Source organism: Agromyces sp. NPDC052230, assembly GCF_040679595.1.
Classification (GTDB): domain Bacteria; phylum Actinomycetota; class Actinomycetes; order Actinomycetales; family Microbacteriaceae; genus Agromyces.
Window position 1 is genome coordinate 174,167 of sequence record NZ_JBFAVC010000001.1, and the last position, 18,581, is coordinate 192,747.

At 70.6% G+C, this 18,581-nt stretch carries 20 protein-coding genes; 6 read left to right on the forward strand and 14 right to left on the reverse strand.

Annotation, left to right across the window (positions count from 1 at the left end; all coding sequences use genetic code 11):
- Window positions 1-16: 16 nt before the first annotated feature.
- Window positions 17-235 (reverse strand): hypothetical protein, encoded by a 219-nt coding sequence (locus AB0K73_RS00815; protein WP_360511090.1) that lies wholly within the window; start codon window positions 233-235, stop codon window positions 17-19.
- Window positions 236-349: 114 nt separating this feature from the next.
- Between AB0K73_RS00815 and AB0K73_RS00820 the strand changes: the two genes are divergently transcribed.
- Complete coding sequence (locus AB0K73_RS00820) at window positions 350-1,423, forward strand: LLM class flavin-dependent oxidoreductase (RefSeq protein WP_360511089.1); 1,074 nt, start codon at window positions 350-352, stop codon at window positions 1,421-1,423.
- A gap of 87 nt (window positions 1,424-1,510) precedes the next feature.
- Here AB0K73_RS00820 and mftF read toward each other — a convergent pair whose 3' ends face one another.
- From mftF to mftA, 13 genes are all read right to left on the reverse strand, one after another.
- On the reverse strand, window positions 1,511-2,908 hold the full coding sequence (gene mftF / locus AB0K73_RS00825; protein ID WP_360511088.1) for a mycofactocin biosynthesis glycosyltransferase MftF: 1,398 nt from the start codon (window positions 2,906-2,908) through the stop codon (window positions 1,511-1,513).
- Window positions 2,905-3,651, reverse strand: a complete 747-nt coding sequence (gene mftE / locus AB0K73_RS00830; RefSeq protein ID WP_360511087.1) for a mycofactocin biosynthesis peptidyl-dipeptidase MftE — start codon at window positions 3,649-3,651, stop codon at window positions 2,905-2,907. Before mftE ends, mftF begins: the two co-directional genes overlap by 4 nt.
- A 9-nt stretch (window positions 3,652-3,660) precedes the next feature.
- Window positions 3,661-4,962, reverse strand: coding sequence for a pre-mycofactocin synthase MftD (gene mftD / locus AB0K73_RS00835; protein WP_360511086.1), 1,302 nt, complete (start codon window positions 4,960-4,962; stop codon window positions 3,661-3,663).
- A 76-nt stretch (window positions 4,963-5,038) separates the two neighbouring features.
- On the reverse strand, window positions 5,039-5,956 hold the full coding sequence (locus tag AB0K73_RS00840) for a VWA domain-containing protein (protein ID WP_360511085.1): 918 nt from the start codon (window positions 5,954-5,956) through the stop codon (window positions 5,039-5,041).
- Between the two features lie 69 nt (window positions 5,957-6,025).
- Window positions 6,026-6,961: a MoxR family ATPase gene (locus AB0K73_RS00845; RefSeq protein ID WP_360511084.1), complete on the reverse strand. Its 936-nt coding sequence runs from the start codon at window positions 6,959-6,961 to the stop codon at window positions 6,026-6,028.
- A gap of 12 nt (window positions 6,962-6,973) precedes the next feature.
- A complete protein-coding gene (locus AB0K73_RS00850; protein WP_360511083.1) occupies window positions 6,974-7,810 on the reverse strand; it encodes a mycofactocin-coupled SDR family oxidoreductase in 837 nt (278 codons plus the stop codon).
- 27 nt (window positions 7,811-7,837) lie between these two features.
- Window positions 7,838-8,671, reverse strand: a complete 834-nt coding sequence (locus AB0K73_RS00855; RefSeq protein WP_360511082.1) for a mycofactocin-coupled SDR family oxidoreductase — start codon at window positions 8,669-8,671, stop codon at window positions 7,838-7,840.
- 75 nt (window positions 8,672-8,746) lie between these two features.
- Window positions 8,747-9,571 (reverse strand): mycofactocin-coupled SDR family oxidoreductase, encoded by an 825-nt coding sequence (locus tag AB0K73_RS00860; protein ID WP_360511081.1) that lies wholly within the window; start codon window positions 9,569-9,571, stop codon window positions 8,747-8,749.
- Window positions 9,572-9,601: 30 nt separating this feature from the next.
- Window positions 9,602-10,417, reverse strand: a complete 816-nt coding sequence (locus AB0K73_RS00865) for a mycofactocin-coupled SDR family oxidoreductase (protein ID WP_360511080.1) — start codon at window positions 10,415-10,417, stop codon at window positions 9,602-9,604.
- A 56-nt stretch (window positions 10,418-10,473) separates the two neighbouring features.
- On the reverse strand, window positions 10,474-11,334 hold the full coding sequence (locus AB0K73_RS00870) for a mycofactocin-coupled SDR family oxidoreductase (RefSeq protein ID WP_360511079.1): 861 nt from the start codon (window positions 11,332-11,334) through the stop codon (window positions 10,474-10,476).
- Between the two features lie 98 nt (window positions 11,335-11,432).
- Entirely contained in the window at window positions 11,433-12,755 is a 1,323-nt protein-coding gene (mftC, locus tag AB0K73_RS00875) for a mycofactocin radical SAM maturase (RefSeq protein WP_360511078.1), read from the reverse strand.
- The gene (mftB, locus tag AB0K73_RS00880; protein ID WP_360511077.1) at window positions 12,752-13,027 is read right to left on the reverse strand and encodes a mycofactocin biosynthesis chaperone MftB; all 276 of its coding nucleotides are present in this window, start codon (window positions 13,025-13,027) and stop codon (window positions 12,752-12,754) included. Before mftB ends, mftC begins: the two co-directional genes overlap by 4 nt.
- Before the next feature lie 37 nt (window positions 13,028-13,064).
- On the reverse strand, window positions 13,065-13,175 hold the full coding sequence (gene mftA, locus AB0K73_RS00885; protein ID WP_360511076.1) for a mycofactocin precursor MftA: 111 nt from the start codon (window positions 13,173-13,175) through the stop codon (window positions 13,065-13,067).
- A 97-nt stretch (window positions 13,176-13,272) separates the two neighbouring features.
- On the opposite strand from mftA, the gene mftR reads away from it, so the two are divergent.
- From mftR to AB0K73_RS00910, 5 genes are all read left to right on the forward strand, one after another.
- Entirely contained in the window at window positions 13,273-13,914 is a 642-nt protein-coding gene (mftR, locus tag AB0K73_RS00890) for a mycofactocin system transcriptional regulator (RefSeq protein WP_364774748.1), read from the forward strand.
- 4 nt (window positions 13,915-13,918) lie between these two features.
- The gene (locus AB0K73_RS00895; protein ID WP_360511074.1) at window positions 13,919-15,607 is read left to right on the forward strand and encodes a GMC family oxidoreductase N-terminal domain-containing protein; all 1,689 of its coding nucleotides are present in this window, start codon (window positions 13,919-13,921) and stop codon (window positions 15,605-15,607) included.
- A gap of 54 nt (window positions 15,608-15,661) precedes the next feature.
- The gene (locus AB0K73_RS00900) at window positions 15,662-15,922 is read left to right on the forward strand and encodes a CopG family transcriptional regulator (protein ID WP_360511073.1); all 261 of its coding nucleotides are present in this window, start codon (window positions 15,662-15,664) and stop codon (window positions 15,920-15,922) included.
- Complete coding sequence (locus AB0K73_RS00905; protein WP_360511072.1) at window positions 15,922-16,332, forward strand: type II toxin-antitoxin system VapC family toxin; 411 nt, start codon at window positions 15,922-15,924, stop codon at window positions 16,330-16,332. The genes AB0K73_RS00900 and AB0K73_RS00905 overlap by 1 nt, the downstream gene beginning before the upstream one ends.
- 126 nt (window positions 16,333-16,458) lie before the next feature.
- Window positions 16,459-18,561, forward strand: coding sequence for a RecQ family ATP-dependent DNA helicase (locus AB0K73_RS00910; protein ID WP_360511071.1), 2,103 nt, complete (start codon window positions 16,459-16,461; stop codon window positions 18,559-18,561).
- Window positions 18,562-18,581: the final 20 nt, after the last annotated feature.

Consider the following 18,581-nt stretch of genomic DNA (forward strand, 5'->3'; position numbering starts at 1 on the left):
CTCACATTCTTACAGGTCAAGTGGTGGCGTCGCGCACGCGGGCCGGGTGACGTCGCCACCGGCGCAGCCATGCCCGCCCCGACGGCGCCGCGCCTCCCGCCCCAGTGGTCGCCGCTGCGGCGTCCGCCACGTCGGCACGACGCTCGTCGGCGATGCGTCGCCACTCGCGTTCGCGCGTGAGGCGCGCCTCGCGATCCGCCTGCAGGTGCGGGAAACTCATGTCCGAGACGTACATGTCTGACTCCGATTGCTCGTGGTCCTTCCCCCAAGCTCCTCCCTGAGGCCACCGCGCGGCATCCGTAGGATCACGGAGTTTCTCTCGGGTTTCCGTGCTGGAGGGAATGGGTGGATGCCTGAGACCGCTGTACCCGATGTGAAGAAGCGCATCGGGTTCCTGTCGTTCGGCCACTGGCATCCGTCGCCGCAGTCGCAGACGAGAAGCGGCCGCGACGCGCTCGTGCAGTCGATCGAGCTCGCGGTGGCCGCCGAGGAGCTCGGCATCGACGGCGCGTTCTACCGCGTGCACCACTTCGCGCGCCAGCTCGCGAGCCCGTTCCCGCTGCTCGCCGCCATCGCGGCGCGCACCAGCCGCATCGAGATCGGCACGGGCGTCATCGACATGCGCTATGAGAACCCGCTCTACATGGCCGAGGAGGCGGCGGCCGCCGACCTCATCAGCTCCCACTCGAGCAGCGAGGGCCGGCTGCAACTCGGTGTGAGCCGCGGGTCCCCCGAGCCCGCGGCCGACGGCGCACACAGCTTCGGGTACGTGCCGCCCGAAGGCCAGGACGACGCCGCGCTCGCACGTGCCAAGACCGAGACGTTCCGGCTCGCCATCTCGGGCGCCGGGGTCGTGCCCGCCAACCCGAAGATGACGGGCACGACCGGTCTCCTGCCCATCCAGCCGCAGTCGCCGGGCCTCGCCGACCGCATCTGGTGGGGCAGCGGCACGCGAGCCACCGCCACGTGGACCGCGGAGCAGGGCATGAACCTCATGAGCTCGACCCTCCTCACCGAGGACACGGGCGTGCCGTTCGACGAGCTGCAGGCCGAGCAGATCCAGCTCTACCGCGACGCGTGGGCCCTGGCCGGCTGGGAGCGCACGCCGCGGGTGTCGGTCTCGCGCAGCGTCATCCCGCTCGTCACCGACGAGGATCGCCAGGTCTTCGGCGGCCGTCTCGGCCACGACACGCAGGACCAGGTGGGCTTCCTCGACGGCGGCCTCGCCCGGTTCGGGAAGAGCTACATCGGCGAGCCCGATGAGATCGCGGCCGACCTCGCGCAGGATGCCGCCGTGGCCGCGGCCGACACCGTGCTCCTCACGGTGCCGAACCAGCTCGGCGTCGACTACAACACGCGGCTGCTCGCCACGGTCGCCGAGCACGTGGCGCCCGCCATCGGCTGGGAGCCCGCCCGACGGTAGCTCGTGCAGGAGAATGGGCCCCATGCCCCCGCCACGGGCGACATGCGGCCCATTCTCCTGCACCAGCCGACTGACCGGCAGGTCAGGTCAGCGGCGGCGCCGCAGGTCGGGCAGCAACGCCTTGGGCGAGCGCGCGCGGATCGCGCTCCACCATACGCCCGCCCCGTACGACGCGTCGTCGAGTCGCCGAGCGAGCGCGAACCGCATCGGGTCGAGACGCGGCTTCGTACGCGCGTACTCGATCACGGTGTCGGCGAGGGCCGCCACGAGCACCGCTCGCCGCACGCGGCGCGACACGAGGCATCCGATCGCCGCGAGCGGCCACCAGTGCCGCAGCAGCAGCGCGAACCCCTGCGTGACCGCGGCGATCGCACCGTAGCCGGTGAGCCGTCCGGCGAGGCGGTACGGATGCCGCACACCGGCCGCCCGGCGCCCGATGCGCGCGATCGTCACGCCCGCGATGACGCCCGCGACGGGCAGCGACCAGCGCCGCTGCGCCATCAGTGCGACGAGGAGCCCGGCGCCCCACGGCGCCAGCACCACGGGCGCGATGTCGTCGGGATGCCGCACGGCGAGCGGGTGCGCCCCGGTGCCGTAGAACGCCTTGCGCGCCATCCATGCGCGCAGGGTCGAACGGTGCTCGTGTCGCACGGATGCCGCGGGCTCGAAGCGCACTCGCCGACCCTCGTCGACGAGCCGCCATACGAGGTCCACGTCCTCCCCGACGCGCATCGACGCGTCGAACCCGCTTCCGAGCGTGTCGACGCGGGCGACGAGGCACGTGCTCGAAACCCAGGTCACCGGCGAGCGCGGCCGCACGATCGACGAGTCACTGCCGAGGTCCAGTGATGAGCGCGCATCCTCGTAGCGCGTGATCCAATTGGGCCGGTCGCTCTCGAGGCCGAGCACCCGGGGCGCCACCATCGCGAGTTCGGGATCGGCGAAGTGTCGCAGCATCGTCTCGATGGCCGCCGGCTCGACGACCACGTCGGAGTCGACGAACACCACGTACGGCGTGGTGACGCGCGCGAGCCCGGCGTTGCGCGCACCAGCGGGCCCGACGTTCTCGGCGAGGGGCAGCAGCTCTGCACCGTGCCGGACGGCGACGGCCGCGACGGCCGGGCGGTCGATCGAGTCGTCGTCGACGACGATCACGCGCAGCGCGCCACCCAGGCCGGCGAGCAGGCGCTCGAGCTGGCGCGGCCGGTCGCGCACGGGGATGACCACGGTCGCGAGCGCCAGGTCGGCGGTCGGCAGCTCGACGACCACCGGGTCGGCCATGCCCGTCACGAGGAGGTGGTCGGCGAGCGCGCGGCTCGAGGCATCCGTCACCGTGATGAAGCGGCCCCGGATGGCGCGGCGGGCGAGTGGCTTCAGGCGCGAGATGCGGGTCGGCGAGCCGCCCACGAGCACCGCGCCGTCGTCGATGACGCGCGTGTGCCGGTTGAGGCGCACCACGAAGCCGTCGGGGAGCCGCGCCGTCACGAGACAGCCCCCGGCCGCGCGTCGGGCACGAGGCATCCGCGTCCATCGACCGCGCCCTTGGAGAGCCGCAACCAGGCGTGCGCCACCATCGCGCCGAGCAGCTGCTCGCCCTCCTCGGCCGTCGCGCCGCGCGGGTCGCCCAGCACGCCGTTGGGTGAAACATGGCGTACGCCCCCGGCCCGCAGGTCCGCCATGAGCTCGGCGAGCGGCGCGTCGTTGCCCGCCGCGATGCGCCTGGCCCGCACCCGCGCCGGATCCGTCGCGAGCATCAGCGACGTCTCGGTGCGACCCGCGTGCGGATCGCCGGGCACGTCGGCCGCGCAGGGCAGCCACGCCGCGGGGCGGCCCTCGGCGATGAGCTTCGGCACGGCCGCCGTGAGTGCCTCGACGTTGCCGCCGTGCCCGTTGACGAACACGACCCGGGCGGCCCACTCGCACGCCGAGCGTCCGTATTCGACGAGCAGCATCGTGAGGGCCTCGGTGCCGATCGAGATCGTGCCGGGGAAGTCCTGGTGCTCGCCGCTCGCGCCGTAGGCGATCGCGGGCGCCACGACGGCATCGACACCGGTGCCGCCGAGACGCGCGGCGAGCGCGTCGGCGACGACGGATGCCACGGTCGTGTCGGTGTCGAGCGGCAGGTGCGGCCCGTGCTGCTCGGTCGATCCGAGCGGTACGAGCAGCACCGGTCGCGCGATGTCGGGCCACGGCCGATCCGCGAGGCGCCTCGCGTCGCCCCGGGTCACGCTGCCGCCCTAGACGTTGCCGAGGGCGACCGCGTCGTCGGGCCGGGGCTCCGCAGGCTCGGGCTTGGTGCGACGCGTCGTCGCGGGCCGCGCCTTGCGGGGCTCGGGCTTCGTCGCCGGCTTCTCGGCCGTGGCACCGGTGCCGAGGTCGCGCCGGAACGACGGCGGCATGTAGAAGTCGGCCGGGCTGAGCTCGTCGATCGAGGAGTGCCCGAGGCCGAGCACGGCCGAGTCGAGCCCGCCGCGCAGCACGTCGAAGACGTTCTCGACCCCAGCCTGTCCATTCGCCGCCAGCCCCCAGAGGTACGCTCGACCGATCATCACCGCGCGCGCGCCGAGCGCGAGCGCCTTCGCGACATCCCCGCCACGTCGGATGCCGCCGTCGAGGAGCACCTCGACCTGGTCGCCGACCGCATCCGCGATGCCCGGGAGCATGCGGATCGACGCCGGCGTCGTGTCAAGGTTATTGCCGCCGTGGTTCGATACGGAGATCGCGGTGACCCCGGCGTCGACCGCGCGCTTGGCGTCGTCGAGTCGGGTGATGCCCTTCAGCATGAACGGGCCGCCCCACTCCTCTCGGAGCCACGCCACGTCGTCCCAGGTCGCGGGCGGGGTCGACATCCATTCGCCGTAGGCACCGAAGAACGTCGGCGGCGGTCCGCCGTCGGCGGGCGCGAGGTTCGGCGTCGAGAGGTCGGGAACCCGCCCGGTCTTCAGGAAGTCGAGCAGCCACGCCGGCCGCGTCACCGCCTGCGGGGCGAATCGCATCGCGGCCTGGAGGGTCAGCTTCTCGGGGATCCACGGGCTCCCCCAGTCGCGACCGTTGGAGAACGACCAGTCGAGGGTCAGGATGACGCCCTTGGCGCCCGCGGCCCTCGCCCGCTCGAGCCGGTGCAGCATCGCATCGCGCGTGCCGCTCCAATACACCTGGAACAGCGTGTTGCCGTTGGCCGCGACGACGTCCTCGACGGGCTTCGACGCGTACGACGAGAGGCCCATGATGGTTCCCCGGTTCGCGGCCGCCCTGGCCACGGCCACCTCGCCCTCGGGGTGCACGGCCTGCACGCCCGTCGGCGAGATGATCACGGGCAGCGAGATCGGGATGCCCATGACCGTCGTGTCGAGGCGCCGCTCGGCCGCGTGCCCCGCGACGTGCGGAGCCCACTGCAGTTCGCCGTACGCCTTCATGTTGTCCTGATAGGTCTGGCCGCGCTCGGATCCTGCGATCAGCGCCCCGTACACCGACTTCGGCAGCCGTCGCTTTGCGCGGCGCTGTGCCACGGCCACGGTCTCGAACCAGTCGTTGCTCATCGTCTCTCTCCTTGTTCCACCCGCGAAGTTCAACCCGCGAAGTATCTGTCTGAGGTTCTCGTGCTCGTTCTCGTGCTCATCCGCCGAAGATGGCGCTGATCGCGGGGGCGACCCCTCGATAGTCGTGCACGACGTGCAGCGTGCCGTGGCCGATCCTCGCGAGGTCGCGTCCGAGCTCCACGTCCTTCTCACCGCTCGCGTCGAGCAGCACGTCGAGCCGCGGCAGCCGCCCGGCGAACTGCCGCGGGTCGGGTCCGGCGTTATGCACGCAGTCGGAGAGCAGCACGACACGGGCATCGCGCACGGCAACGCGCGCGAGTTGCTTCGCCGCGAGCTCGAGCGGGAACGCCACGTTGGTGAGGCCCTGCGCCGGGATCCGCATGATCGCGTCGAGCAGTTCCATGGGCTTCACGAGCTCGCCGAGGTTCAGCAGGATCGCGGCATCCGACCAGAATGCGACCACCGCGAGGTCATCGTGCTCCAGCTCCCCGGCGAGCGCGCCGACCGTCGCCGCGGCCGTCGCGATGCGCTCGCCCTTCATCGACCCCGACACGTCGACCGCGAGCACCACCGAGCGCTTGGTGCGGATGCGGTCGCGCACGACGATGTCCTCGTCTTCGGGCACCGGTCGTTCAGCGAGCACCTCGATCGTGGCGTCGAGATCGATCTCGTCGGAGCCGGCCCGGTACGGCAGGCTGCCGAGCTCGCCGATGCCGCGCCGACTCGTCGCATCGCGTCGGGGCCGCCGGATGGCGAGGCGCGACGCGATCTGCCGAGCCCGGGTTCGCGCGACCGGGTCGATCGCCACGTTCGCATCCGGTACGACGACGGATGCCGCCTCGTCAGTGAATCCCATCGCGCTGCTTCCCGGCATCGGCTTCGCCGCCGCCCGCCCGCCCTCGCCGCTCGGGCGGAGCAGCATTCCGCCGCCCGCGCCGGCCGTCGCCTCGAACACGGTCGGGTCCTCGTCGAGCTGCTTCGGCTTGCGGCGCAACGGCTTGCCGTGCGCACCGCGCCGGTCGGGCCGTTCGCGCTGCAGCGGCGAGTCCGCCGGAACCTCCCTTCATCCCGGCGCCGCCGCAGCCGGCTCGAGGATGAATCGGTCCTCCCAGATCTCACGCAGCACCCTCTCGGGCGTCGTCTCGATCGCCTCGTCGATGTGGATGCGTCCCGAGAGCGACACGATCATCGCGTCGAACACGAGTTCCGCGTAGCCCTCCTGCTCCGGCGAACGGATGCCGCGAAGCTCCGCGAGCTGCAGCGCCACGAGCACGCAGTCGATCGCGCCTCGCACGCTCGATCCCTGGCGGATGTCGGGGTGCGTCCGCGTCGCCCTGGTGACCGCGACCGCATCGCCGACAAGTCGATCGCCGAGCGCGCCCTTCGCTCCCGTGCGGAGTCGGACGATGGCCTCCTCACTTGGGGCGTCCTGATAGCCGACCGCCAGCCGGTTGAGCCGGTCGTGCACGCTCGTCGACAGCCGCGTCGTGCCGACGTTGTCGTACGGATTCATCGAGGCGATGACCCGGAACGTCGGCTCGGCCTTGATCTTCCCCACGCGCGGCACCGCGATCGACCGGTCGGCCATCGCGGTGAGCAGCGTGTTGAGGGTGTCCTCGGGGGCCCGGTTGAACTCCTCGATGTAGAGGAACCCGCCCTTCGACATCGCCTCCACGAGCGGCCCGGCCACGAAGTTCTCCGCGCTGTAGTCCTCCTTCAGCACGCGAGCCGGATTGTGGTGGCCGACCAACTTCGCCGGAGTGAGATCGGCATTGCCCTCGACGAAGAGCAGCGGGATGCCCCACTCCTCCGTGATCGCCGTCAGCATCGTCGTCTTGCTCGTGCCGGGCGGCCCCTCGAGCAGGATGTCGCGCCCGGCCGCGACGGCCGCGAGCGTGAGCTCCAATTCGCGTTCTCGCCCCACGATGTGCGTGGCGATGCGTTCTCGGTTCGCCGCGAGCTCGCCGGGCGCGGCATCCGCTCGAGTGGTGTCGGTCACGTTTGCTTCCTCCTACTTGGTGGTCTGCCCGGCATCGACGGGCAGGGTCACACCGGTGATGTATCGCGCCTCGTCGGAGGCGAGGAACAGGACGGCGTTGGAGATGTCGACAGCCTCGACCCACGGGATCGGAAGCGCGTTCAGCGTCGTGAACCGTTCGGCGAGCGCCTCGCGGGTGCGCTGCTCGGGTGCGAGGTCGGGAGCGAAGAGCGCGTAGATCACATCGTTCTGGATCATGTCGGTGTCGACGCTGGTCGGATGCACGGAGTTGACCCGGATCATGTCGGGCGCGAGCTCGAGCGCGAGCGTGCGCATCAGGCCCACGACGCCGTGCTTGGCCGATACGTAGTGCGCGAGGTTCTGGTACGCGTTCAGTCCTGCAGTCGAGCTCGTGATGATGATCGAACCCCCGCCGGCTGCCCGGAGATGCGGAATCGCCGCCTTGCAGCTTCGCCACACCCCCGTGAGGTTGACGTCGATCATCGTCTCCCAGTCGACATCGGGAAGATCCTCGGCCTTGGCCGGGGTGCCCGCGATGCCGGCGTTGGCAGCGACGATGTCGAGCCGGCCGAGCTCGGCGACACCCGCGTCGACCGCGGCCTTCACCGCCTGGTAGTCGCGGACATCGGCCTTCGTCGCGATGATCCGCCGATCGAGCGCCTCCACCTGGCGCACCGTTTCGGCCATGTCCTCCTCGGTCGCCGGCGGGATGTCGTTCGTCGGCACCGCCTCGCAGATGTCGACGCCGATGATGTCGGCGCCCTCCTGCGCGAGGCGCAACGCGTGCGACCGGCCCTGCCCACGAGCCACGCCCGTGATGAACGCGACCTTGCCGTCAAGACGTCCCATGATGATTCCCCCTTCAGTCGTCTTCTGTCACTTCACCGCGGCGCCGGCGTCGACCGGCAGCGGAACGCCCGTGATGTACCGGGCCTCGTCGGACGCCAGGAACAGCAGGGCGTTCGAGATGTCACGTGCCTCGACCCAGGGGATCGGCAAGGCGTTGATGCCACCGGCCGCCTCCTTGAAGTCGTCGACCGTGGGGTTCTCGAGGTCGGGCCGGAACAGCTTGAACGTCGCCTCGTTGTTGACCATGGGCGTGTCGACCACGGTCGGGTGCACCGAGTTGACGCGGATCATGTCGGGCGCGAGCTCGAGCGCGAGCGTGCGCATCAGCCCGACCACGCCGTGCTTCGCGGACACGTAATGCGCGATGTTCGGGAACGCGAAGAGTCCCGCATCCGAACTCGTGAGAATGATCGAGCCGCCGCGACCTCCGGCGCGGATGTGCGGGATGGCGGCCTTGCAGGTGCGCCACACGCCCGAGAGGTTGATCTCCTGCATGTTGACCCACTCGTCATCGGGGATGTCCTCCGCCTTGTTGAACGATCCGGCGATGCCCGCGTTCGCAGAGACGATGTCGAGCCGTCCAAGCTCGGCCACGCCCTTGTCGACCGCCGCCTTGAGCTGATCGAAATTGCGCACATCGGCCTTCTCGGCCACGATCCGACGGTCGAGCGCCTCGACCATCCGCACCGTCTCGGCCAGGTCCTCCTCAGTGGCAGGTGGGTAGTTGTTCTCCGGGATCGCCTCGCAGATGTCGATGGCGATGATGTCGGCGCCCTCTTCGGCCAGCCGGAGCGCGTGGCTCCGACCCTGTCCGCGTGCCGCGCCCGTGATGAACGCGACCTTTCCCTCTACTCGTCCCATGTCGTGCTCCCTTCTTGTGGTTCCGGATGCCGCGGCCGATTCCTCATCGGATGTCGCGGCCGCGGCATCCGTCGGTCAGTACTGCGTCATGCCGCCGTCGACGGCCAGCGCGTGGCCGGTGACCCACGCCGATTCCTCGGAGGCGAGGAAGAGGACCGCGTTCGAGATCTCGCGAGCGGGCATCATGCCGGGGATCCACTGCGTGAGCATCCCGACGAGGTCGGGGTTCGCCGCCATGCCCTTGGTGAACCCGCTGTCCTCGACACCCATGATCCCCTGCGCCATCGGGGTGTCGACGCCGCCGGGGTGGACGCTGTTGACCCGGATGTTGTGCTTCGCCAACTCCTGGGCGAACGACTTCGCCAACCCGGTCACGCCGTACTTCGACATGTTGTAGGCGATGTTCCATGGGCCCGCCTTCAGGCCGTTCGCCGAACTCGTCAAGATGATCGATCCGCCGCGACCGCCGTCGATCATGTGCGGCAGCGACGCCATCACCGTGTTCCACACGCCGATGAGGTTGATGTCGAGGGTCGTGCGCACGATCTCGGGTGTCATCGAATCCCACGGGCCCACGATGTCGACGCCCGCGTTGGCCGAGACGATGTCGAGTCGACCGAGCTCGGCGACGCCCTTCTCGAGCACCGACTTCATGTTCTCGAGTTCGCGCACGTCGCAGTTCTCCGCGACGATCCGGCGGTCGAGGGCCTCGACCTGCCGCACGGTCTCCTGCAGATCTTCGGCCCGCGCCGTGTCGTACGGCACGCCCTCGACCTGCTCCGAGATGTCGATCGCGATGATGTCGGCGCCCTCTTCGGCGAGCCGCAGCGCGTGCGCCCGGCCCTGCCCTCGTGCCGCGCCCGTGATGAACGCGACCTTGCCCTCTACTCGTCCAGCCATGTTGTGTCCTTCCTCTCGTGGTCCCGTTGGTCACTTCTTGTTGGTGAAGCCCGCATCGACGGGCAGCGTCACGCCGGTGACATACCGTCCGGCGTCCGACACGAGGAAGAGGATCGCGTTCGAGATGTCCACGGCGTCGATCATGGGCACGGGAAGGGCGTTCGCCATGGCCTGGCTCAACTGCGGGTCGGTCTCCAAGAACTTCTGCATGGCCTCGTTGACCACCATGGGTGTGTCCACGCCGGTCGGATGCACGGTGTTGACCCGGATCGAGTGCTCTGCAAGCTGATTGGCATAACTGCGCATCAGCCCGACCACGCCGTGCTTCGCCGCGGTGTACCCCAGGCCTCCAGGCGTCGCTCCGCCGATGCCGTTCAGCCCGGCGGTCGAGCTCGTGATCACGATCGCGCCACCCCCGCCGTCGATCAACGACTGCTTTGCCACTTCCACGGTGTAGTAGACGCCGGTGAGGTTCACGTCGAGGACGTCCTGCCACTCCTTCGGCTGCGGGTCGGCCGACAGTGGCGCGATGCCCGCGTTGGCGAGCACGATATCGACCCGACCGAGCTCGGCGATACCCGCGTCGAATGCGGCCTGCAGTGCGTCGCGGTCGCGCACGTCGGCCTCGACCGCGTGGATACGACGGTCGAGCGCCTCGACCTGCTTCACGGTCTCGCTCAGGTCGTCGGGCGTCGACATCGGGTACGGCACCGTGTCGATCTGCTTGCAGATGTCGACGGCGATGATGTTCGCGCCCTCTTGGGCGAGGCGGATCGCGTGCGACCTGCCCTGTCCGCGTGCGGCACCGGTGATGAAGGCGACCTTGCCTTCGAGTTGGCCTGCCATGGATGACTCCTTCGTCTCGTGGCGGTTGTGGATGATGGCCGTGATGGTGCGACCGGCTACTTCACCGGGTCGGGGTTGTAGCCCGGCAGCAGCAGGTGGCCGGCGTCGACCGGGATCGAGACACCCGTCACCGACGACGCGAGGTCGGAGTTGAGGTAGAGCGCGGTGTCGGCGATGCGCTGCGGGTCGAGGAATCCGTTGCCCTTCAGCGCATGGAAGGCGTACCCGGCCTGGAGCATGTCCTCCTCGGTGCCCTCGCCGGCGGGCTTGCCGCTCATCATGTCCCAGGCGCCCTGCCAGCTCGTCATGGGCGTGAGGATCGCTCCCGGGTGGATCGCGTTCACGCGGATCCCGTGGCGGGCGTACTCGAGCGCGAGCGTCTTCATGATGCCGACGACGCCGAACTTCGCGGCGCAGTAGTGCACGTAGTTCGCGCCGGGCTCGAGGCCGTTGATCGACGAGGTCATGACGATCGACCCGCCGCCCTGCTCCATCATCTGGGGGAGCACGGCCTTCGCCGACTTCCAGACGCCCGTGAGGTTGACCGCGATCATGTCGTCCCACATCTCGTCGGTCAGCTCGTGCGCCGGGGCGAGCGAGAAGATGCCGGCATTGGCGATGAGGATGTCGATGCGGCCGAGTTCGGCGATGCCACGGCTCACGGCCTCGTCGAGGTCGGCCTGCTTGCGCACGTCACCGACCACGCTGATGATGCGTCGATCGAGGGCTTCGACCTGCCGGACGGTCTCGTCGAGGTCCTCCTGCTTCGCCATCGGGTACTGCACGGTCTCGATCTGCGTGAGCGTGTCGATGATCACCACGTCGGCGCCCTCGCGCGCGCAGGTCACCGCATGCGCGCGGCCCTGGCCACGCGATCCGCCCGTGATGAGGGCGACCTTGCCATCGAGCATTCCCATGACTCGTTCCTCCTGTCTCAGGGCACGCCGAACCACCTCGTGCGAGCGGCACGACCAACCGCGACCGCGCCATCACGGTCGTCGAGGTGAGTCGGACGTCACGCGAGTTCGGAGCGGATGCCTCCCTGGTGGCGCCGGTCGGCGCCGGGTTCCTTCGTTGCGAAGTCGTCGGTTGCGGCGGTGAAGCCGGCGAGCGGGTCCTCGGCGCATGCGTTCACGGGCGGAGCCTGGAGGTCTTCCCGTCGCGAGAGGGTGAGCTTGACCGGGCCCATGCCGGTGCGGGGGCGCGGCGGCGAGGTGCGGTGCGAGTGGTCGCCGGCATGCTTGGGCACGCTGAGCTTGTCGGCCCGTTCCGCGAGCAGCTGCTCGCCGTAGCCCTGCACGCACTCGGGGTCGGGTCCGTCGAGCGGCAGGCCGGTGAAGAACTTGGCGGCCATGCACCCGCCCTTGCAGGTGTCGAAGAACTGGCACGACGTGCACGCGCCACCCGACTGCGGCTCGCGCAGCCTGGTGAACAACTCCGACTCGCGCCAGACCTCCTGGAAGCCGCCCTCGCCGCGCACGTTGCCGGCGAGGAACTCGTCGTGGATCGCGAACGGGCAGGCGTACACGTCGCCGATCGGGTCGATCAGGCACACCACTCGGCCCGCACCGCAGAGGTTCAGGCCCGGCAGGGCCTGCCCGTACGCGGAGAGGTGGAAGAACGAGTCCCCGGTGAGCACGTTGTCGCCGTGCGCGACGAGCCAGTCGTACAGCTCGCGCTGCTGCGCCTGCGTGGGGTGCAGCTCGTCCCAGACATCCGCCCCGCGACCAGACGGACGCAGGCGGGTCAGCCGCAGCTGCGCACCGTACCGGTCGGCGATCGCCTTGAACTCGTCGAGCTGCGGGATGTTCTGCCGGGTGCAGACCACCGAGATCTTGAAGTTGCGCATCCCGGCATCCGACAGGTTCTGCAGCGCCCGCAACGCCGTCTCGTACGAACGCGGCCCGCGCACGAAGTCGTTCACCTCGGCGGTGGCGCCGTCGAGCGAGATCTGCACGTCGACGTAGTCGTTCGCAGCGAGCTTCGCCGCGACCTCTGGCGTGATCTTCACGCCGTTCGTCGAGAACTTCACGCCCACGTGGTGCGCGGTCGCGTAGTCGAGCAGCTCCCAGAAGTCGCTGCGCACGGTCGGCTCCCCGCCGCCGATGTTCACGTAGAACACCTGCATCCGCTCGAGCTCGTCGATGACCGCCTTGCACTCCTCGGTCGAGAGCTCGCGCGGATCCCGCCGGCCAGAGCTCGACAGGCAATGCACGCACGACAGGTTGCACGCGTACGTGAGCTCCCAGGTCAGACAGATCGGGGCGTCGAGTCCGCGCTCGAAGTGGTCGACCAGGCGCATCGACGCCGGCGGTGGTGCTGTCGTCAGGGTGGTCATGCCGTACGCTCCACGATCATCTTCGAATCGGCGAGCGTGCCCAGCGCCCGGAGGTAGGTGGGCAGGTGCTCATGGGCGATGCCGGCGCCTTCGCACGCGGCACGCGCGCTCGTGGCATCCGCCAGGCCCTCGACGACCGTGAGCAGCGTGCGGTCCTTGAGGAACGACAGCTTGCGGGTGCCGAAGTGATACAGCAACGCCCCGAACGGCTCTGGACGAACCGAGACCTGGGGATGCAGCTGCCAGGCGGATTCAGGATCGATGGCGCTCATGGCGTCGACGTCAGTGTCGGTGGCGATGGCGTGGGCGTCAGTAGACGCCGCACATGCCGTCGATCGAGACCTCTTCGACGAGTGAATCCGTCTCGATCACATCCTCGATCTCAGCCTGCGGTTCGACGAGCTGGTCGGTTCGAGTCATGGGATGCTCCTCATGTGCAGGATCGCCGCCCTTGGCGATCTCTCGTGTGAGGACGATACTAATGACACTCAGTGCCGTTGGGAAGGGGGTTGCGGCTGTGACGGTCGGCAGCGAGGATGGGCCGGTTCGAGCAAGACTCGGACGCGCCCCCTCCACCACGCACGCCGAGATCAGCCACGTGGCACTCACGCTGTTCATGGAGCGGGGCTTCGACCACACGACGATCGACGACATCGCCCGCGAGGCCGGCATCGGGCGACGCACGCTGTTCCGTTACTTCCCCTCGAAGAACGACCTGCCGTGGGGCGACTTCGACACGCTCCTCGATCGCATGCGCGTACACCTGGCCGGCATGCCCGACGACATCCCGATGATGGAGCAGCTGCGGGTCGCGATCGTCGAGTTCAACCGCGTGCCCGAGGAGGAGTGGCACTACCACCGGCGCCGGATGGACCTGCTGCTGCACGTGCCGACGCTCCTCGCCCACTCGACGCTGCGATACGCGTCGTGGCGGCAGGTCGTGGCCGAGCACGTCGCGCGCCGACTCGAACTGCCCGAGCACGACCTCATTCCGCAGACCATGGCCTGGACCTGCCTCGGCGTGTGCCTTGCTGCCTACGAGCAGTGGCTCGATGACGGCGAGACGCCGTTGCTCGACATCCTCGACGAGGCGTTCCGGCTCATCGACGAGCGCATCGACACCAAGGTGGTGCAGGCGCACCGGGACGTGCAGGCGTGACGCGGTGAGCGACGCCGCGACAGGGGCGACCCGCACGACGATCGTGGTCGGTGCGGGTGCCGCCGGGGCGGCGCTCGCGGCGCGGCTGAGCGAGGACCCCGACCACCGCGTCGTCCTCCTCGAGGCGGGGGCCGTGCCACGGTCTCGGGGCGAGTTCCCGCCCGAGCTGCTCGACGCCTCGACGGTGCAGGGCGCGATGCCGGGGCATCCGGCGAACTGGTCGTACCTCGGCCACCTCACGCCCGACCTGCCGTACACGATCGCGCGCGGCCGCATCATCGGCGGCTCGTCGACCATCAACGGCGGCTACTTCGTGCGCGCCCGCCCCGAGGACTTCGCCAGGTGGGCGGATGCCGCGGGCCCCGACTGGACGTACGAGCGCGTGCTGCCCGTGCTGCGCGACCTCGAACGCGACCTCGACCTCGGCGCGGGTCCAGCGCACGGGGATGCAGGGCCGATGCCCGTGCAGCGTGCCTCCCAGGCGAACCTCGCCGCCCGCGCGTTCAGGGCCGCCGCGCTCGAGCTCGGATTCCCCGCGGAACCCGACAAGAACGCGTCCGGCACGCCCGGCGTCGGGCCCGTGCCGCAGAACGTCGTCGACGGCGTGCGCATCAACACGGGCCTCGCCTACCTGGAACCCGTGCGCGATCGGCCGAACCTCGAGGTGATCGGCGGATGCCGCGTGCTGCGCGTCGTGTTCGACGGCACGCGGGCGGTCGGGGTCGAGGTCGCGGGCGGCGGTGACGCCGCGGGGAGCGCGCGCGCCGGGGCATCCGCTCGGGTGATCGACGCCGACGAGGTCGTGCTGTGCGCCGGCGGCATCGGCACGCCGCACCTGCTGCTCGTCTCGGGCGTCGGGCCCGCCGAGCAGCTGCGCACCCACGGGGTTGCCGTGGTGCGCGACGCGCCGGGCGTCGGGCGCGCGTTCAGCGACCACCCCGACCTGTCGGTCGGCTGGCGCGCCCGGCGAGAGATCATGGATCCGCACACGCCCGAGACGTTCACGACCGCGCTGAACTTCTCGTCGCCCGGCGGGGATCCCGCGGGCGACCTCGAGATCATGGTCTCGGTCAAGACCATGAACCACCTGCTCACCGGGTCGCCCGGCATGGTGGCCGGCGGCGCCCGATCGGCGCTGCGGCATCCGATCGCCACTGTGCGAGCCCTGCGCGGAGCGTCGCTCTCGCGGCTGCGGGAGCAGGCGGTGCACGGGCGCGACCTCGTGCTCCTCGTCGGGCTGCAGGGCGAGGAGGCGCGCGGTTCGATCACGCTCGAGTCCGGCGACCCGACCGTGTACCCCCGCATCGACTACCGGTACCTGTCGACCGCGCACGACCGGGAGCGCCTGCGGCTCGGCATCCGCACCGCCGCGGCACTGCTGCGCACGCGCGCGTTCGCCGAGCTGTTCGAGCGGCTCACCGAGCTCGACGACGCCACGCTCGACGATGACGACGCGCTCGACGGGTGGATGCGCACGCACCTCGGCACCGCGATCCACCTGTGCGGCAGCGCCCCGATGGGGCCCGCGGCGGCCCCCTTCGCGGTGGTCGACGGCTTCGGACGCGTGCACGGGGTCGCGGGGCTGCGGGTCGCCGACACGTCCATGCTCCCGGATGCCCCGTCGCGCGGGCCGGCCGCGACCGCTGTGCTCATCGGGGAGCTCGTGGCGCGCTTCATCCGCCGCGGCGACTGAGTCGTCTGTCGCAGCCGGGTTATCATCCGGCGGTACCACTCGGTACCATGTGGTATGGCCCTCAACCTGCGTCTGAGTGACGACCTCGCCGAGGACCTCCGCGAGCGTTCACGTGAGACCGGCGTGAGCCAGCAGGAGATCCTCCGACGAGCGCTGGAACGTTTCCTCCACGCCGAGGCGCCTGCACCCCCCGCATCCGGCTATCGATCGAAAGTGCTCCCGGCCCGCCGCCCCTTCGCAACCACGACCGAGCGTCTCACGCTCCCACACGGCCTGAGCTCGGAGTCGCTGCTCGACCGCGATGACCGGATCTGATGCTCATCTACGTCGACAGCAGTGCGCTGCTCAAGCGCGCCGTCGATGAGGCCGAGTCGGCAGCCGTCGAGGCCGCACTCGAATCCGCCGTTGCGGCCGGCGACGTGATCGCCTCCTCCACGCTCGCGTGGATCGAGGTCACCCGAGCGCTCCGCACACGACTCGATTCGACGGACCCCCGATTGATCGCCAGGCTCAGCGATCATGCCCTCTCCGGTCTGCAGGAGGCACCGATCGGGCCCGAGGTCACGGCGGTGGCGCGGCGCATCGGACCGCCGACGCTTCGCTCGCTCGATGCGATACATCTCGCGACGGCGACGCTCCTCGAGGCCGACCAGGTCTGGGCCTATGGCCGACGCCTGCTCGACGCGGCCGACGGACTCGGGCTCGTGACGGCCTCGCCGGCCTGAGGTCCGTGCGAGCCGCTCGGCCGGAACCGAAACGGCGGTCGCCTCGGCGGGCGCCTCACGTCGACTCGAGCCCACCGGGCCTGATGCGGGGAGGCGACTGTCAGGGGGATCGACCAGAGTGGGGTGATGACCACCGTCGCTCCCTCCACCGACCTCCGCGCCTCCGCCCTCGCGGCGCTGCGCGAACTCGTCGGGCGCGACGACGCCGACTTCCACGACGGCCAGTTCGAGGCCGTCGAAGCGCTCGTCGCCGGGCGGCGCCGGGCGCTCGTCGTGCAGCGCACGGGGTGGGGCAAGTCGGCCGTGTACTTCGTGGCGACGCTGCTGCTCCGGCGGCTGGGGGCGGGGCCCACCGTGCTCGTGTCGCCACTGCTCGCCCTCATGCGCGACCAGATCACAGCCGCCGAGCGCGCCGGGGTGCGTGCCGTCGCGATCAACTCGACCAACCCGCACGAGTGGGCCGACGTGCAGGCACGACTCGCCGCCGACGACGTCGACGTGCTGCTCGTCTCGCCCGAGCGGCTCAACAACCCGGCGTTCCGCGAGCAGCAGCTGCCCGCCCTCGTGCGCCGCATCGGCATGCTCGTGGTCGACGAGGCGCACTGCATCAGCGACTGGGGCCACGACTTCCGGCCCGACTACCGGCGGCTCCGCGACCTCATCGCCGAGATCCCGGCCGACGTGCCGGTGCTCGCGACGACGGCCACCGCGAACAGCCGGGTGGTGGCGGATGTCGCGGAGCAGCTCGGCTCGTCGGGCGACGTGCTCACCATCCGCGGGCCGCTCGCCCGCACCTCGCTGCGGCTCGGCGTACTGCGGCTGCCCGACGCGCCGACGCGGCTCGCGTGGCTGCTCAGCCACCTCGACGACCTGCCCGGATCGGGCATCATCTACACCCTCACGGTCTCGGCGGCGAACGACACCGCACGATTGCTGCGCGAACGCGGACACGACGTTCGCGTCTACACGGGCCAGACCGACCCCGACGAGCGCGAGGAGTCAGAGGGCATGCTCAAGCGCAACGAGGTCAAGGCGCTCGTCGCCACGAGCGCGCTCGGCATGGGATTCGACAAACCCGACCTCGGCTTCGTGCTGCACCTCGGCGCACCCTCGTCGCCGGTGGCGTACTACCAGCAGGTCGGCCGTGCGGGTCGCGCGAGCGAGAGCGCCGACGTGCTGCTCCTGCCCGGCACCGAGGACCGCGCGATCTGGCACTACTTCGCGACAGCCTCGATGCCCGACGAGGAGCGCGCCCGGCGGGTCATCGACGAGCTCTCCGACGTGCCGCTCTCGACACCGGCCCTCGAGGCGCGGGTCGACATCCGGCGCACGCCGCTCGAGCTGCTGCTCAAGGTGCTCGATGTCGACGGCGCCGTGCGCCGGGTGCAGGGCGGCTGGGTCGCCACCGGTGCCCCGTGGACGTACGACGCCGAGCGGTACGGCCGCATCGCCGCCGAGCGCGAGGCCGAGCAGCAGCACATGATCGAGTACGAGACGACGGGCGGATGCCGCATGGAGTTCCTGCAGCGCTCGCTCGACGACGAGACGGCCGCACCGTGCGGCCGCTGCGACTCCTGCGCGGGCGCCTGGTATCCGGGCGATCTCGCCGAGGGAGCCGCGGACGCGGCATCCGTCGCCCTCGACCGGGTCGGCGTGCCGATCGAACCTCGCCGCGCGTGGCCGACCGGAGCCGACCGGCTCGGCGTGCCCGTGAAGGGACGCATCGCACCGGCCGAGCAGGCGGGCGAGGGTCGCGCGCTCGCCCGGCTCACCGATCTCGGCTGGGGCGGCACGCTGCGCGAGCTCTTCGCCGCGGGCGCGCCCGATGCCCCGGTGCCCCAGCAGGTGCTTGCGGCGTGCGTGCGCGTGCTCGCCGAGTGGGGGTGGGCGGAGCGTCCGGTGGCGGTCGTCTCGGTGCCGTCGCGCTCGCGCCCGCTGCTCGTCGACTCCTTGGCCCGCGGACTCGCGGAGGTCGGCCGTCTCCCCTACCTGGGCGAGCTTTCGGCCGTCGACGGTGGACCGATGGGTCAGCCGGGCGGCAACAGCGCGTTCCGGCTCGCCGGCGTGTGGAACCGCTTCTCGGCCGACGGCCTCGACGTGCCGGCCGGCGGGGTGCTGCTCGTCGACGATCAGGCCGACAGCCGCTGGACCCTCACGGTCGCCGCACGCGCGCTGCGCCAGGCCGGAGCGACCGAGGTGCTCCCGTTCGTGCTCGCGCTCCGCGGCTGACCGTCGGCGTCGGGCACCCC

Coding starts and splice junctions, on each gene's coding strand:
- AB0K73_RS00865 (WP_360511080.1), bottom strand. CDS start 10,417: ATGGCAGGCCAACTCGAAGGCAAGGTCGCCTTCATCACCGGTGCCGCA.
- AB0K73_RS00870 (WP_360511079.1), bottom strand. CDS start 11,334: ATGGGAATGCTCGATGGCAAGGTCGCCCTCATCACGGGCGGATCGCGT.
- AB0K73_RS00820 (WP_360511089.1), top strand. CDS start 350: ATGCCTGAGACCGCTGTACCCGATGTGAAGAAGCGCATCGGGTTCCTG.
- mftD (WP_360511086.1), bottom strand. CDS start 4,962: ATGAGCAACGACTGGTTCGAGACCGTGGCCGTGGCACAGCGCCGCGCA.
- AB0K73_RS00850 (WP_360511083.1), bottom strand. CDS start 7,810: ATGGGACGTCTTGACGGCAAGGTCGCGTTCATCACGGGCGTGGCTCGT.
- AB0K73_RS00900 (WP_360511073.1), top strand. CDS start 15,662: ATGGCCCTCAACCTGCGTCTGAGTGACGACCTCGCCGAGGACCTCCGC.
- AB0K73_RS00910 (WP_360511071.1), top strand. CDS start 16,459: ATGACCACCGTCGCTCCCTCCACCGACCTCCGCGCCTCCGCCCTCGCG.
- AB0K73_RS00860 (WP_360511081.1), bottom strand. CDS start 9,571: ATGGCTGGACGAGTAGAGGGCAAGGTCGCGTTCATCACGGGCGCGGCA.
- mftC (WP_360511078.1), bottom strand. CDS start 12,755: ATGACCACCCTGACGACAGCACCACCGCCGGCGTCGATGCGCCTGGTC.
- mftA (WP_360511076.1), bottom strand. CDS start 13,175: ATGACTCGAACCGACCAGCTCGTCGAACCGCAGGCTGAGATCGAGGAT.
- mftB (WP_360511077.1), bottom strand. CDS start 13,027: ATGAGCGCCATCGATCCTGAATCCGCCTGGCAGCTGCATCCCCAGGTC.
- AB0K73_RS00905 (WP_360511072.1), top strand. CDS start 15,922: ATGCTCATCTACGTCGACAGCAGTGCGCTGCTCAAGCGCGCCGTCGAT.
- AB0K73_RS00815 (WP_360511090.1), bottom strand. CDS start 235: ATGTACGTCTCGGACATGAGTTTCCCGCACCTGCAGGCGGATCGCGAG.
- AB0K73_RS00855 (WP_360511082.1), bottom strand. CDS start 8,671: ATGGGACGAGTAGAGGGAAAGGTCGCGTTCATCACGGGCGCGGCACGC.